The following is a 16170-nucleotide window of genomic DNA, read 5'->3' on the forward strand; positions in this document are numbered from 1 at the left end:
GGAGAGGCATCGCTTCTCCGTTCTTTTTTTATCTCTACTGTTCCCATTTGAAATGCCACACCTCAATAATCCGAATGCCACACCTCAACAGGTGAAATGGCTGGCATTTAGGTTGTTGAGGTGTGGCATTCGGATTATTGAGGTGTGGCATTTCGGTTATTCAGCCCTGCGGAACGGATGATGCAATTGAGGCAAACAGATGATGCGTTCGGGGTAAACGGATGATGCGTTTGAGGTAAACAGACGGTCTGTCCGAAAGCAAAAACGGGAAGTTTGAGCCTCCCGTCTGTTAATCTTATGTAAATCTGCTCTTGACAAAAAAGCAAAGTTACACCGTCATTCCTTGAACAAATCGTCCAAAAGCACCTGACTCTGAACACAACCGGAATACATATTCTCCTTTAACCCGTAAGTGGTGACAAAAGTCAGCATCAACGACTTTCGTGTATTTGTTTCTTCTCGAAAAGCGGCAATCTTGTTTCTTAACTTTTCTTCATAGCCTTTGTCTATCGCAAACACCGTAGAGTAATATTTCATCTCACAAAGATTTACAGTTTCATCCTTACGATCAATTACCAAGTCTATCTGTGCCCCTTTATCTACAGTAGAACTACTCCATGAACAAACTAACGTCTGCACACCAGCTATTCCGAGTGCCGCCTTTATCTGCCGCACATGGTCCAGACAAAGCATCTCGAAGGCATAACCGCTCCACGAGGCATGTAGTGGAGTGTTCTGCGAAGTAGTCCAGAAATGTTCATCGCGATAACGATTGGTACGTATAAAGCGAAAGTAAAATAAAGTGTAGAAGTCCACCAATTGAAACAAAGCATCCCGCTGCAACCTTCCTGTCGGGCTCATCCTCGGCTTTCCGAAAGGTTCATACCGGCGAATAAAACCACAACTCTCCAATTCTTCAAGGGCTATGCTAAAAGCTCCGTTATTGGTCAGTCCTGTGATCCTGAGCAATTCTTTACGATTCAGTCCTTTAGCCTTCGTGGCAAGTGCAGTTACTATCTGTATATGCAAACCGGCATTCTTGAACAAGGCACGATAGAGGTTTTCAAATTCATCGGACAGCTCTGCTCCACTTTCAAAAAACAACCGGTCAATATTCTGCGCCAAACTGCGGTCTTTCCGCATAAAAGAAAGATAATAAGGAATGCCGCCCATCACCATATAACACTCTGCAATGTCTCGATGGGAATAAGAGAAACCATTCGCCATGAAGTACTGCTCACATTCATTAAGCACAAAAGGTTCAATAATCATCCGGTGCGTAATGCGGTTGTGCAAACCACCGCGATTCTTTATCAACTTGTTTATCATCCATGAAGTGGCAGAACCGCAAACAATCAGCTTCACATCCGTGCGAACGGCTGCCCAGCTATTCCAGAAATTCTCGAGTGCACTGACAAACCCCGATTTAGGCGTGTCCATCCACGGCAGTTCGTCTATAAAGATCACCTTCGGCCCATCGGGTAATGTCTCCAGATAACGGGCAAGTTCATAAAAAGCCAAGATCCAGTTTTCGGGTACAGACAAGGTAGTCGATTTTTTATGCCTTTGAAGAGCAATGCTGAAGTTCGTCAACTGCTCTTTCATATTTGCATTATCCATCCCTGTTACATAAAAAGCAAAGTTGTCCGCTGTCATCTGACGGATAAGAAATGTTTTTCCTACACGACGACGACCATAGACCGCTACAAACTCCGACCTATTGGAACTGATGTATTCCCTTAAGGCTTCCAATTCCTTTTTACGTCCTATCAACTTTATGTTCATCGGTCTTTCCTCCATTTATAACTTGCGCAAACATAATAAAAAACGCCCATTTGCGCAAATTATAAACTTATAATCTGCGCAAACACCAATTTTCACCCCCGTTTGCGCAAATTATGATTCCATCGGCTACGTTAATCAAAAAAAAGTCCCGCCTTTCTCTTCCGGAAAGGCGGGACTTTTTTTTGATTAATTTAGCTTACTTCGCCAGATCTTCAATCACCTTCATTATCTTCTGGCCGATTTCTTCAGCTGCTTCCGCTGTGGAAGCTTCGCTATACACGCGAATAATCGGTTCGGTGTTGCTCTTGCGCAAGTGTACCCACTTATCAGCAAAATCTATTTTCACTCCATCGATGTCATTGATTTCTTCATCCTTATAAAGCTCTTTCACTTTAGCCAGAATAGCATCCACATCCGTTTCAGGAGTCAGGTCTACGCGGTTCTTTGCCATGAAATAAGACGGGTAAGTTGCACGCAGTTCACTTACTTTCTTACCCTCATGTGCCAGATGGCTCAGGAACAAAGCAATACCCACCAATGCATCGCGACCGTAATGACTTTCCGGATAAATAACTCCACCATTGCCTTCACCACCAATTACAGCGCCTACTTCCTTCATTTTAGTGGTTACGTTCACTTCGCCCACAGCAGAAGCAAAGTATTCCTTACCATACTTACGGGTTACATCGCGCAACGCACGTGTAGAACTCAAGTTAGAAACCGTATTGCCCGGAGTATGCTTCAACACATAGTCAGCCACACTTACCAGTGTATATTCTTCACCATACATCTTTCCATCTTCGCAAATCATTGCCAGACGGTCCACGTCAGGGTCAACAACAAAAGCCACATCCGCCTTACCACCCTTCATCAGGTTCATTATGTCACCCAGGTTCTTTTCAAGCGGTTCAGGATTGTGTTGGAAGTCACCTGTCGGCTCACAGTAGAGCTTCTCTATATGCTGCACACCCAGTTGTTTCAACAATTCCGGCAGAATGATACCACCCACAGAGTTTACACAATCAATAGCCACGCGGAAATTCGCTTTTCTGATAGCCTCTACATCTACCAGGTTGAGCGCCAACACACTATCTATATGTTTTTGATTATAAGTCAAATCCTTGCGATACGAGCCCAGATGGTCTACATCAGCAAAGTCAAATTCTTCTGCCTCAGCAATACGAAGTACTTCATTGCCTTCGGCAGCATTCAGAAATTCACCACGTTCATTCAGCAATTTCAGAGCGTTCCATTGTTTGGGGTTGTGCGATGCTGTCAGGATAATACCGCCACTGGCACCTTCCATGGTTACAGCTAATTCAGTAGTCGGAGTGGAAGCCAGATCAATGTCGATTACATCCCAGCCCATACCCATCAGAGTACCTACTACTACATTCTTCACCATTTCACCCGAAATACGGGCGTCGCGTCCTACTACAATTTTGTTGCTTTTTACCGTGCACGTTTTGCGGATAAGTGTGGCATACGCTGATGTGAATTTCACAATGTCAAGCGGATTCAAGCCCACACCCGCTCCTCCGCCAATGGTTCCGCGGATTCCAGAGATAGATTTGATTAGAGTCATTAGGTTAATGATTTAAAGATTGTTGGTTATACTATAATTATTTATAGATTTGATATTTCTGAATATAGTAATAATAAGGGTATACAGACTGCATAGCCGAGCTATGTCCCATTTTGGAAGGAACAATCAGTTTAACGCACGCACCATCACGCACATAATCCAACGGCACTAGCCAACCGGCAGGGACAGCAGGACCATAATAGCTAAGCATAAATCCCTGTGTAAACTGACCGGCAATAGAAGAGCTTGTTACTCTATAGTTAAATTCATCGACTACCTCTGCATAACCCAGATTAGATATTGTTGCCTTTTTATCCATAAGGCTATATTCTGAGAAACGAACCAATATCTGATCGTTCGGTTTTACGGTATCGGCCAAATTAGCCGAACCTTTGTTTACGATATTCATATATACACCGCTGGCGAGCTGCACATACTCATTCTCCTTTGTAGTCGAGTCATTTCTGTAAAATTCAGTCTGAGATATAACAGTGATACTACTGTCCCGTATAAATGCCTTTATAGCATCTTTTTCGTCCTCCAGCATTTCTGCATAAGTCTTGGTATTATCACAAGCCTGGAAAGCCAATCCACATGCCAGCAAGGACAAAAAGAATAATGTAAGTTTCTTCATTATCTGTTATTTAGTAATTCCGTACAAAAGTATTCGATTTCGTTGAAAGTTGAAAGCTCTACGAGGAAAGTTCGTATCTTTTAACCTTTGTGCCCCTCTTTTTTTATCCTTTCGCATTGAGTAAAGGCTTAAACTTCTCTAAAGCACGCTCCAAAACTTTCTTTGCTTCATCCATTGTACCATAGAATTCACCGCCGGAAGCATTCAAATGTCCACCTCCATTGAAGAATTCGGCAGCCAATTGATTACAGGGAAATGTGCCTACCGAACGCAACGAAACTTTAATCATTGGCTTCTCCGTATCTTCACGTAAGAAACAGGAAAACACCACATCCTTTATACTCAGAGGAATATTTACAAATCCTTCACTGTCACCCCGGATATAATCAAAGCGTCCCTGTTCGTTTCTGGTCAACGAAATCAAGGCTGCATGATAATCAGGATACACCTTCATTTGCGAAAGCACATATCCCATCAACCGCAAACGGCTCTCAGAGTAAGTATTATAGACTTTCCTGTAAATATCATCTTTATCGATGCCCTTGGAAAGCAACTCGCTGATGATAAAATAGATTTCCCGGTTATTGGAATTATAGGTAAAGCCACCCGTATCGGTCATCATACCGGTATAAATACACTCTGCTCCTGCTTTGGTAATTTCATTGAAATAACCCATACGGCATATCAGACGGAACACCAGTTCGGAAGTGGAAGATATATTCGGATGTGAAATTGTAATATCACAAAATTCTTCGGGATACAGATGATGGTCTATCAATATCTTTTTCCCTTTTGCTGCCTTTACGGCATCTGCCATTGCATCAATACGACTCAAAGCGTTGAAATCCAGACAACAGATTATTTCGGCCTCAGATATCAGCTTATCGGCAAATTCTTTGTAGTGATCGTAAAGTAACACATCTTTGCTGCCCGGCATCCATCTCAGAAAATCGGGAAAGGCATTCGGCACAATGACATTTGCCACCTTATCCTGCGAATTGAGGAAATGCCACAAACCCAATGAAGAGCCTATGGCATCGCCGTCCGGCGCTACATGGGCAACAATAACAATTCTCTCCGCATGCCCCATCCACCTGGCAAAACGGTCTATCTTAGCTTGTTCGATTACTTTAGTCAACATACGCTTAATCTATGATTTACAAACAGACGGCTGGAGTGCCCCCCATTCATCTATAACAATTTGAAGCGACAAAAGTACGAAAAAGTTCGGGAGTTGAGGGAAAGTAGTGCAGGTTTTATTTAGTCCTTGCCCACAGACTTATTTCCCGGAGTTTTTTTCATGCTCTTCGTAACCGGCAAGATTGTATAGAACAGGGGTAGTACTGTTTCCAACACGATAGATACCGAATTTAAAGTAATAACCTTCTTCATCATTGCGCCCTATTAGTATCTCTTCCTTATTTACAATATGTTTCTTAACTTCTTTTCCAGCCTGCTGACAGGACATAATCACATCCAGAAGACCGGGCTTCAGAATGGTCTCCTTCTCTTTCCCGTACAGAGTCCAGTCAATATCCACCCGGAAGGTTATCCAACAATCTTTCGGAAAGGAATCAAACGGCATTTTGTAGGCTATTGTCGAAGCTTTATAAGTGGAGGTTACGGGCTTCATAATCTCTGCCTTGTCCGGGTTTATATTACAACGGTCGGTTTTATCGGTCAGCCATTTGCGGTCTGAGTTAGCTTTAATATAGAAATAGCCTTGTGAAAAGCCAAAGGCAAGAGGTGGATAGCCACCTTGCTCAATCAGCCAGCCATTAGGTTTTCCGGCTTTATAGATTGTATCTCCTTTGGAATTGATTTTAGTTATTTTGTCATGGGCTATATTCTTCTTGAAAATCATTCTCTTTTCCAACTCAAGGAATTCTTCAACGCTAAGTCTCATCACCTTACCGTCAGGGTCGGAAACAAGTGTACGACTCGGCATACCATGCCATTGTGCAAAGATGGTAGACACTTCCTTATCCAAAGTCCGCGGAATGTAAACAGAGAATGTATAACTCATGGATGAGCCTTGCGGACAACTACCTTTACCGTAGTGGTATACAGTCTTCATTTTCTGTGCATTAAGATATTCTGTTGCCGGATAGTTACGGAAATCATTGGCAACAGCATAACAATAACACAATTCGGCACGACCTTTGGTTTCCCCCCGGGCATAGCCTTCCAAAGTATTGTCTTCCTGTTTCAGCTCGAAGCGATAAGAAGGCTTGCCTTGGAAAGGCCGGGAATAATCCAACTGAATGGTATGGGGTTTATTAGTACCGACGGCCACCCAACGCCCGTCAATAATCTGATTTGTACGGGCTGAATCAGCCTGCACATTTACGCGTTCTTTCAGGGGTGTTAAGTTATCTGACTGTGCACGGACCGGACTTGCTGTTACCAAAGACAAAAGACAAAGGGGGATTAATACAGTGGTTCTCATTCTTTATTGATATTTAATAATGTATACGAATCAGGAGTTAGATGGAGTTTACTCGAAGGAGTTAGGCAGAGGTACCATTGCCCTTCGGCCATAGTTTAATTTCAAACCTTTCTTGTAGGCTTCGGGGCCATGCAAATCTTTAATATCCATTTCACCCAAATTTACAAGGATACCGCGTGCCATAAGTCCGGCATCTTCATTTTCAAGGCGTGGTAAATTTTCAGCGGCTTCTTTCAGCTCAGACAAAAATGGACGGATATAGTCGCGCATTTCGGGGTCTAAAGATAAACATTCCAAAGAGGAGTAACCTATTTTTCTGTCCTTTTCTTGAACCGGAGTAATAAGGCGGGCAATACCTTCCTGTGCTTTACCCAGATAAACAACGGTATAGGCTGCCTCGGAAGCTATATAAGGATTCTCGTCTTGCAGGAGTGCCAATAAAGTTTGCGGACAAATATTAATTTGATTCTCTCTGGCAAGTTTTGCATATCCTACTACTCCCCAGAATCTCATCTCCGGCAGAGGGCTGGCAATAGCTTTCTCCAATATGGGGAGAGACGCTACAGTTGCTGTTCCCGCAATTTCGGCAAGCCCATAAAGTTCATCCAAGGGATATTTCTCTTTGCGTACTTTCTCATAAAGTATATGTCCGGTGCGTGAATTGGGAAGGAAAAAGCCCAAATCATTAGTAGTACGGATATGGTCGGATAACGCTTGACGCATTTTAGATAAAGTTTCCGCATACTCGGGAATAGCGGATAAGTCATGCAGTTCATCCGGATCTTTTTCAAGGTCAAACAGCATTTCTGCCGGATGGGATTCAAAAGTCTGCTTCCAGTCCGGATTGGTATTGTGACCTCCCAACACCAGTTTGTCCCAAGCTTTATTGGATGGCATTCCCCATTGATAATAATTGCGCAGAGCAAACTGGCGGTAGGGAATATAGCTACGAATATACTTGAAGCGACCATCCGTAACAGCGCGTACCGGCATGAAGTGGTGTAGCTGGTTGGCTGCCAATGCAAACTGTACTTCACGCTTTTCTTTACTGGCGAACTTGCCGTAAAGCGCCTTTCCTTGCATATGTTTGGGAGGCTTTATACCTGCCAGACTAAGTACGGTAGGCCCTAGATCGGTGAAGTTCACCAAACCATTTTCCTTACCTTCAGCTCCATTTGCCAGGTGCCGCCATTTAGGAGGAAAGTAGGCTATCATAGGCACTTTCAGTCCGCTTTCGTACAGATAACCTTTGCCACGCGCCACGCAACCGCCATGGTCACTGAAAAAGAAAATGATGGTATTGTCATCCAATCCCTTATTTTCTAAATCTTTCAGGAAGATCCCCAACCAGGTATCCACATCCTGTACCGCTTCCAGATGACCTGCATAATCCGACCGCACTTCCGGCAAATCGGGCACATAGGAAGGTAAAGTAAGTTGTTGTGGGAAAATGCCCTCTTGAGTATAATCCCTGCGTCCATCAGTGTGGAAAGTACGGATACGTCCCATGTGTGAAGTTACTGTGTTATATACAGCGAAGAAAGGCTGGTCCTTCCTACGTTTAGTACTATTATAAGAAGCTTTATTGTTACATTCATCCCAACAGCTTTTGTTATCTGTAGTGGAGTTATAATGTGTCTTGCTATTGTTTGTGCAGTAATACCCGGCTTCACGCAATCTTTGAGGAAAGAATATATCAGCCGGAGTATCATAAGGAACCGGATGTATATCCATTCCGTAGGTTGAAGAATAACATCCGGTGATAAGAGATGAACGGGCCGCCGAACTTTGTGGAGCCACAGACCATGCATTCATAAATTGTATGCTACGAGCGGCCAAGCTGTCTGCATTGGGCGTATGTACATCGCCATTGCCATAGCAACCAAATTCATAAGCGCTGGTATCTTCGAAGGTTAGCCAAAGGATATTGGGCCTTTCGTTTTTTTTGTCAGCCGCCTTGGTTTGTGAGGAATACAAACCGCAGAAAGCAGTACACATCAATAAAGGTAAGTGTCTCATAAAATAGTATGTATTAAGGATAATAATTTCTTGTGGCTAAAGTAGGGCGTTTATGAATAACAAGCGTTTTCTTATGTCGAAAAGAGTGCTAATATTGTTTCGGCAAGCTATATTTCGACAATATTAGCAGGGATTCAACAAAATTACGGTTACCCATAGACAAATGTGGATAAGATATTATATAAAAGAGGTGAAAAGACCGGAGAATAAACTTTATTTTTGAAATAATAATCTAATCAAAAAAAACATGAAAAACTTAATCTCAGTACTATTACTGTTAAACACATTATTCTTATCTGCCCAAGAGGCTAACCATAACAATCAATCATTCGATAATTCTTTACGTATTGAATCAGAAAAGTTATTAACGGAATGGATGGACACATTCCTGGCTTATCAATGCGACAATTTACATCCGTCTCTCAATGGTGGCGTCCTGTGCCCTGCCTGTGCCCGCATTCATGGGCGCATCGGAGATGCCGTACTCCCCTTAATGTATCTGGCTGATAAAACACACAAAGAGAAATACCTTCTTGCCGCCAAACGCCTGATGGCCTGGATGGAAAACGTGCATCTTCCCAATGGCTCGTGGATGAACGATGTACATGTCTCCGACTGGAACGGTACAACAGTCTTCGCTTCCATAGCTCTTTATGAAGCATTGCATTACCATGGGCATTTATTAGATGATTCTACCCGGAACCATTGGAAACAGAGGCTGGTAGAAGCAGGTGAGTTCATGCTGGCAACTCCTTTTATATACAGCCGCAAACGGGAAGGTATGCGGAATATGAACGTGAATTATTCAGCCTCAGCCACCTATGCATTGTATGCGGTTGGAGAGATGTGTAACCGACCTGATTTTCAAGAAGAAGCCCGTCAGATAGCTGCCGATCTTAAAAACTTTTTCACTGAAAACGATACTTTTCTATATGGCGAAGGACCCAATATAGGATCAAAGACAAAAAACGGCTGTCTTCCGGTAGACCTGCTTTATAATGTAGAAGAATCCTTGCCGAATATGGTATATTATGCCCTTATGGCAAAAGATACTGATTTACTGGCTCTCGTTGACCGTTCAATGGTTACTCATCTGGAGTTTATGTTGCCCGATGGTGCCTGGGACAATAGCTGGGGAACCCGTAGTTTCAAATGGACTTATTGGGGCGGACGCACCAGTGATGGTTTTATGGGAGGATATTATGCGATGGCTGCCCAACATCCGGAATATTTAGAAGCAATCCACCGTAATGTACAATTATTGAAAAAGGCCACTTCCGAAGGTCTGCTTTATGGCGGCATGCATTATCGGGTTTCCGGTATCCCTCCATGCATTCATCATACATTCGGTCACGCCAAAGCAATCACTTCTTTTTTAGAACTTCCTCCCCTGAATATTACTTCTTCCCCAAAACTCCCGCGTGATAAAACCTATGGTATAAAATATTTCAAGGATATCCACACCTGGCTTATCTCTCAAGGCCCCTGGCGTGCTACATTCACCGGATATGATGCAGAATATAAAATCAAAGGTACTCATCCGATGGGAGGTGCACTCTCTATGTTGTGGCATACACAGGCTGGACCTATTTTTGCTGCTACAATGAATCAGTACCAGTTGATTGAAGCGCCTAATATGCAGAGTAATAGCCGTCAGTATATCATGGGAGGTACACCGCGGATCGAGTTAATGCAAAATGGAACTGTATATAGCAATCTGGATGACCTGAATACAGATATCATCTGCGATACAGAAAAAGATGGTTATCGGTTTACCGTGAATACTCATTTAGTCGACATTAATCAAAAAGCGCCTTCTCAGGGGGAGATTCCAATTACAGTTGATTATACCTATACCCAACAAGGCATCGAAATAAACGTAGAAAACTGCCATGATGCTGCATATCTTATGCTACCGGTCATCTCATCACCTACAGAAGAGGTTAAAGTAACTCCCCAAGAAGCATCTATAAACAAAGGTGGAGGAACCTTATCTATCATCTGCACAGCCGGACATATAGAAGTAGCGCCAACCGATAAAGATAGACGGATATTTAATCCGGTTCCTGGTTTTTCTTTTGTACCTTTGCGAATAATTCCCAATAATCCGAAGAAGAAAATTCACTTAAAGATTCTTTTTCGTTAATATATTATTATAAGTATACCTCATAATAGGATACAACTATGAAAAAAAAACAAATTTTGTCAGTACTTTTAGGAGTGTTATTTCCATATATATTGAATGCCGGAGCAACGGAAGATATTTATTTCTCTCATATCGGCATGGAAGATGGGTTGTCACACAGCACGATATTTGCAATTAATCAGGATAAAGAAGGGAATTTATGGTTTGCCACATACGACGGCGTGAACAAATACGATGGCTACAACTTCACCGTGTATCGCCACGAATATACGAATCCCAATAGCATTGCCAGCGATATAACCCGATGCATAGCCATCGATGATTCAGATCATATATGGGTAGGAACACGTGAAGGTCTGTCTCTTTACAATCATCGCAAAAACATTTTCTCCAATTACTACTATAAAAAGAATGGCATCAATGTGCCTATAAACAACATCGCCCCCATTAAAGAAAACTGGCTGATGCTGGGCACGACGGAAGGTATTTTACTTTTTGATATAGAAAAAGAATGCTTTTTGAATGATACTCTGCCTTCACTGCATTTGCTGAAACCAACCGCTTTAAAACGTCAGGGAGAATACATTTATATAGGTGCCGAAGATGGGCTATACACTTATACACTATCAGGAGGAAAACTGGAAAGATTGATAAGTATGCCTGCAGGCGTACGAATACATGCTATTCTATGTCAGATGTTCAGCCGTATCTGGATGGCAACCGAGGGGAATGGGCTATTTATGTACGATTCCAAGACCAAGGAACTGAAGAACTATCGGTATAAAAGTGAACAGCCCGGTTTAAATTCCAATTATGTACGCTCATTGGAGCTGGATACGGAAAATCGTTTATGGGTAGGCACCTATAGCGGACTGAATATTTATAAAGAGGCAACCGATAATTTCTCTTCTATAAGAAGTTCCGAGATACAAGAAGGAAGTTTATCACAGAACTCCGTCCGAAGCATTTTCAGAGATTCTCAAGGTGGTATGTGGCTGGGAACTTATTGGGGCGGATTGAACTATTATCATCCTCTTTGTAACCGTTTTCAACGTATCAAGCATGTTCCTTTCCTGAATTCGCTTAGTAATAATGTAGTAAGCTGCATTGTAGAAGACAGTGAACATAACCTATGGATCGGAACAAGTGATGGCGGATTGAATTTCTATGATTCCACCTCAAAATTATACAAGAACTATCTGTTTAAATCAGGATCATTGGATGTGCCTTTCAAGGATATTAAAACAGTGTATGTAGACGAGGAACATGATAAAGTATATGTGGGAGCCCATGCCGGAGGCATGATGGTACTCCAACGCAAATCGGGACAGGTGGAATACTTCAATCGCCAGAACAGTAACTTACCCAGTAACAATATCTATTCCATCATCTCAGATGAGAACGGGGGACTATGGATCGCTTCTCTGGAACATCTCTTGCACTTCGATATAGACAAGCGCAATTTTACGATTATTGATAAAGATAAAAATGGACGTAAATTACAACAATATAATCGTTTGCTGTTTCGTGACTCCAAGAAACGTATATGGGTAGGAGGTGAGATGGGGGTTTCCGTTTATAATCAGACAAAAACTGATTTCCTGACCAATACAGATTTCCATATAGACCCGATACTACAGCAAGCATTTGCAAATTGCTTTTATGAATCTACATCGGGATATATTTGGATCGGAACACGTAGCGGGCTTTTTGCCATGAAAGAAGGCGGTAAGGAGCTATTGCAGTATACCACGGCAGATGGTTTGCCGAGTAATGTTATTTATGGCATCATGGAAGATGCTTACGCTCGTTTGTGGATAAGTACCAATCAAGGTTTGAGTTGCCTGAATCCGGAAAATGGAAAGTTCCGTAACTTTACTATATTGGACGGCTTGCAGGGAAATCAGTTTAATGCCGGATCTTATTGTCGTAAAGATAACGGTTACATGTTGTTCGGAGGTGTCAACGGTATTACATTATTCCGCCCGGAAACATTGATTGACAATCCTTATGCTCCTAAACCGGTAATCAACAAGCTGTTTGTTTATAATAAGGAAGTCCTTCCCAACGATGAAACGGGAATATTGAGTGAAACAATTGAATATACAGATCATATCACCCTATCCTCTTTTCAGAATTCATTCGCCATATCTTTTGTAGTGTCTAACTATATCGCCGGCAAGCACAATACTTTTGCTTATAAACTGGAAGGCTACAATGATGAGTGGTACAGACAGAATGATACCAGTCCGGTTTCATACTCTAATTTACCGGCCGGTGACTATACTTTTTATATAAAAGCAGCAAACAATGACGGTAGATGGAATGAGGAACCGACCCTACTTCATATTCGCATCTTACCAGTCTGGTACTGTACCTGGTGGGCGCTTTCATTGTTTGCCTTATCTTTCATGCTGATGGTATTCGGTATTGTCCGCTACTTCTGGCTGCGTAAAAGCATGCAGGCTGAAATCCTTATGGAGAGACTGGACAAGGAGAAACGGGAAGAAATCAATCAGATGAAAATCCGTTTTTACATTAATATATCACACGAATTGCGCACTCCGCTTACTCTCATTGTGGCACCTTTGCAAGAATTGCTAAGTCGCATATCAGGGCATTGGGAACATAAGCAACTACTGTATATACAAAGAAATACAAACCGTTTGTTGCATTTGGTCAACCAATTGATGGATTACCGGCGGGCAGAATTGGGAATCTTTGAACTAAGATTGGTGAGTGCCAATGCTTACAAGAAGGTCTTGAATAGTTTCATGAACTATGAAAGTTTGTCGAAGAAAAAAGATATAGACTATAATTTCTATACGGAATTGCAGGATAAAGAACTGCTATTCGATGAAAACTACCTGGATCTGATTGTTAATAACTTACTGTCGAATGCATTTAAATATACCGAAGAAGGAGAAAGCATTACGGTAAAACTGTATCTGGAGGAGCAGAATCTTGTACTGCAAGTGATAGATACAGGTATCGGTATTCCTAAAGAGAAACAAGAGAAGATTTTCGAACGATTCTATCAAGTGGAGAGTGGACGTGAGGGGAGTGGCATTGGGCTTTCCCTTGTACAGCGATTAGTTGAATTACATCATGGAAAGATCACATTAGAGAGTGAGCCCGGAAAAGGTTCTACTTTCTCCATTTACTTGCCACAAGATAAATCTGCATATAACCGTGAAGAACTGCTTGGAGGAGAAGAGAACGCAGACAATCAACGGGTATACTCTACGAATGCGCACGACGTATATATCGGTGATGAAGAAGAAGCCGATATAGAAAACAAAGAAGATGAGGATACAAATAAACGAGGAACACTCCTTGTGGTAGAAGATAATAAAGAATTAAGGCAATATCTGGTAAATGGATTGTCCGGCTTATTCAATATGCTGGAAGCTGAAAATGGGCAAAAGGCATTAGACATTCTGAAAGAGAATGAAGTTGACCTGATTATAACAGATGTCATGATGCCCGTAATGGATGGTACCAAATTATGTAAGTTGGTAAAACAAAACTTACGCACCTGTCATATTCCAATATATATGCTGTCTGCCAAAGCAGATATTAAATATCAATTGGAAGGTTTACAGGTAGGAGCAGATGATTACATAGCCAAACCTTTCTCTATGGCAGTATTGAAAGCAAAGATTATGAACATGCTACGTACACGCCATCGCATCTTCGAACACTATTCCAATACCACCGAAATAGAACCGGAGGAACTTACCAATAACACGATGGATGAAGAACTGCTCAGAAAAGCGATTGCAGTGATTGAAAAGAACATGGACAATGTAGAATTTTCCACAGAGCAATTTGCGCGTGAAATGAATATGAGCCGTTCTAATCTACATCTGAAACTAAAAGCAATAACAGGGAAGTCAGCTATTGACTTTATCCACAAGATACGCTTTAGCCGCGCATGTCAGCTTTTGCAGGAAGGAAAATACAATGTTTCAGAAATCAGTTTTATGGTAGGCTACAATACTCCTTCTTATTTTGCAGCACGCTTCAAGAAGTATATAGGTTGTCTGCCTACCGAATATGGAAAGAAATAAGATATGAGAAAACACAAGATATGTGCACTACTCATTGTTCTGTCCTTGTTAGCAGCATGTAAACAGCCCCAATCATTAACCCTTTCTGTCAGTGAAGTCGCACAAATTAAGGCAGATGGTACATCCATCCGGCTTTTCTGTTTGACAAACAGGAATGGAATGACAATCAAAGTCACCAACTTTGCTGCCTCGCTAACGTCCGTTTCCGTACCCGACAAAAAGGGAAACTTCGGACAAGTAGTACTGGGCTTCGATAGCTTAGAAAGTTATCTGGGAAAGCATCCTAAATTTGGTGCCACTGTAGGCAGATTTGCCAATAGAATCAAGCATGGCGAGTTTTGCCTGGATACCCAGATCTTTCAACTTGAAAAGAACAGTAAAGGAAATTCTGTTCATGGCGGAAGCCGGGGATTCAATACTCAAGTATTCGAAACAGATACCTTTTATATAGTGAAAGACACGGCAATAGTTGTCTTTTCTTATAAAAGCGCTCACCTTGAAGGAGGATTTCCTGGCAATCTGAATCTGTCAATCGCTTATAAACTGACTGATCGCAATGAAGTAATCCTGGATTATACGGCAACCACGGATCAGCCTACTGTTGTAAATTTCACCAATCACAGCTACTTCAATCTGACCGGCTGTAAAGAGCCTGTACTGAACCATCTTTATACATTGCATGCGGACTCAATTACTCCGGTAGATTCAACAGGAGTCCCTACCGGAGAGCTGAAGGCAGTTGCAGGAACGGAGTATGACTTCAGAACTCCACGAACAGCCGAAAAACAAATCCAACGGATGATGGGAAAAACTTATGATATCAATTATAAGCTAAATAAGCACCCGGATTCTTTGGAATTAGTAGCTACAGTCACAGAACCTGTATCTGGAAGAATACTGAAAGCATATACTACTGAACCCGGGATGCAATTTTATATTCCAAGTTCCAACATGAATTATCTGAATGGGCATGGCAATAGAAATTACGGTAAATACTATGGATTCTGCCTCGAAATGCAGCATTTCCCAGACTCCCCCAATAAACCCCAATTTCCTTCTACAGTATTGCGACCTGGCGAAATCTACCGGCAGACAACAATCTATAAATTTGAAAATTCACCAGCAACGAAATGCCACCTCCGTATCAAGTCCGTACCTCCTCCGTACTGAGTCCGTATCCATGAGTATGGAGATACTACGGAGAAGATACGGAGATGGTACGGAGATACTACGGAGGAGGTACGGACATGATACGGAGATACCTCAATGGTCTTTCAGCAATCAATCCTGTATATTATTTCTTTATTGAATAAAGGCACATACCCCTTCTATAGGACTCTGTGGCGCACATTTTACACAAAAACATTCTAAGGTGAACAATATTAGCATGCAAAAAGCATAAAATTGGGAGTATCAAAAACAATACTTTCCCACTTTTTTTTGCGCTTGCAGTAAGTTTGCCGTCACAAAAATGATCTC

General features: G+C 42.0%; 9 protein-coding genes. 3 read left to right on the forward strand and 6 right to left on the reverse strand.

Translation table 11 applies throughout. The features are described from left to right. Nucleotides 1-336: 336 nt before the first annotated feature. From K6V21_RS00450 to K6V21_RS00475, 6 genes are all read right to left on the reverse strand, one after another. Nucleotides 337-1785, reverse strand: coding sequence for an AAA family ATPase (locus K6V21_RS00450; protein WP_224320516.1), 1449 nt, complete (start codon nt 1783-1785; stop codon nt 337-339). A gap of 196 nt (nt 1786-1981) precedes the next feature. Continuing rightward, nucleotides 1982-3370 (reverse strand): phosphoglucosamine mutase, encoded by a 1389-nt coding sequence (gene glmM / locus K6V21_RS00455; RefSeq protein WP_224320517.1) that lies wholly within the window; start codon nt 3368-3370, stop codon nt 1982-1984. A gap of 37 nt (nt 3371-3407) precedes the next feature. Continuing rightward, nucleotides 3408-4004 (reverse strand): DUF4827 domain-containing protein, encoded by a 597-nt coding sequence (locus tag K6V21_RS00460; protein WP_217712680.1) that lies wholly within the window; start codon nt 4002-4004, stop codon nt 3408-3410. Nucleotides 4005-4107: 103 nt separating this feature from the next. Further along, nucleotides 4108-5145, reverse strand: coding sequence for a DHH family phosphoesterase (locus K6V21_RS00465; RefSeq protein ID WP_118435907.1), 1038 nt, complete (start codon nt 5143-5145; stop codon nt 4108-4110). Nucleotides 5146-5283: 138 nt separating this feature from the next. Beyond that, nucleotides 5284-6453 carry a heparin lyase I family protein gene (locus K6V21_RS00470; RefSeq protein WP_224320518.1) on the reverse strand — a complete coding sequence of 390 codons (1170 nt, stop codon included), beginning with the start codon at nt 6451-6453 and terminating at the stop codon, nt 5284-5286. A 48-nt stretch (nt 6454-6501) separates the two neighbouring features. Then, nucleotides 6502-8472 (reverse strand): sulfatase, encoded by a 1971-nt coding sequence (locus tag K6V21_RS00475; protein ID WP_224320519.1) that lies wholly within the window; start codon nt 8470-8472, stop codon nt 6502-6504. A gap of 247 nt (nt 8473-8719) precedes the next feature. On the opposite strand from K6V21_RS00475, the gene K6V21_RS00480 reads away from it, so the two are divergent. The 3 genes from K6V21_RS00480 to K6V21_RS00490 are packed head-to-tail and all read left to right on the forward strand — an operon-like array spanning nt 8720 to nt 15861. Continuing rightward, nucleotides 8720-10618, forward strand: coding sequence for a hypothetical protein (locus K6V21_RS00480; RefSeq protein WP_224320520.1), 1899 nt, complete (start codon nt 8720-8722; stop codon nt 10616-10618). 38 nt (nt 10619-10656) lie between these two features. After that, nucleotides 10657-14691, forward strand: a complete 4035-nt coding sequence (locus K6V21_RS00485; RefSeq protein ID WP_224320521.1) for a two-component regulator propeller domain-containing protein — start codon at nt 10657-10659, stop codon at nt 14689-14691. A 3-nt stretch (nt 14692-14694) separates the two neighbouring features. Continuing rightward, a complete protein-coding gene (locus K6V21_RS00490) occupies nt 14695-15861 on the forward strand; it encodes an aldose epimerase family protein (RefSeq protein WP_224320522.1) in 1167 nt (388 codons plus the stop codon). Nucleotides 15862-16170: the final 309 nt, after the last annotated feature.

Origin of the sequence: Bacteroides cellulosilyticus (genome assembly GCF_020091405.1) — a bacterium.
Classification (GTDB): Bacteria; Bacteroidota; Bacteroidia; order Bacteroidales; family Bacteroidaceae; genus Bacteroides.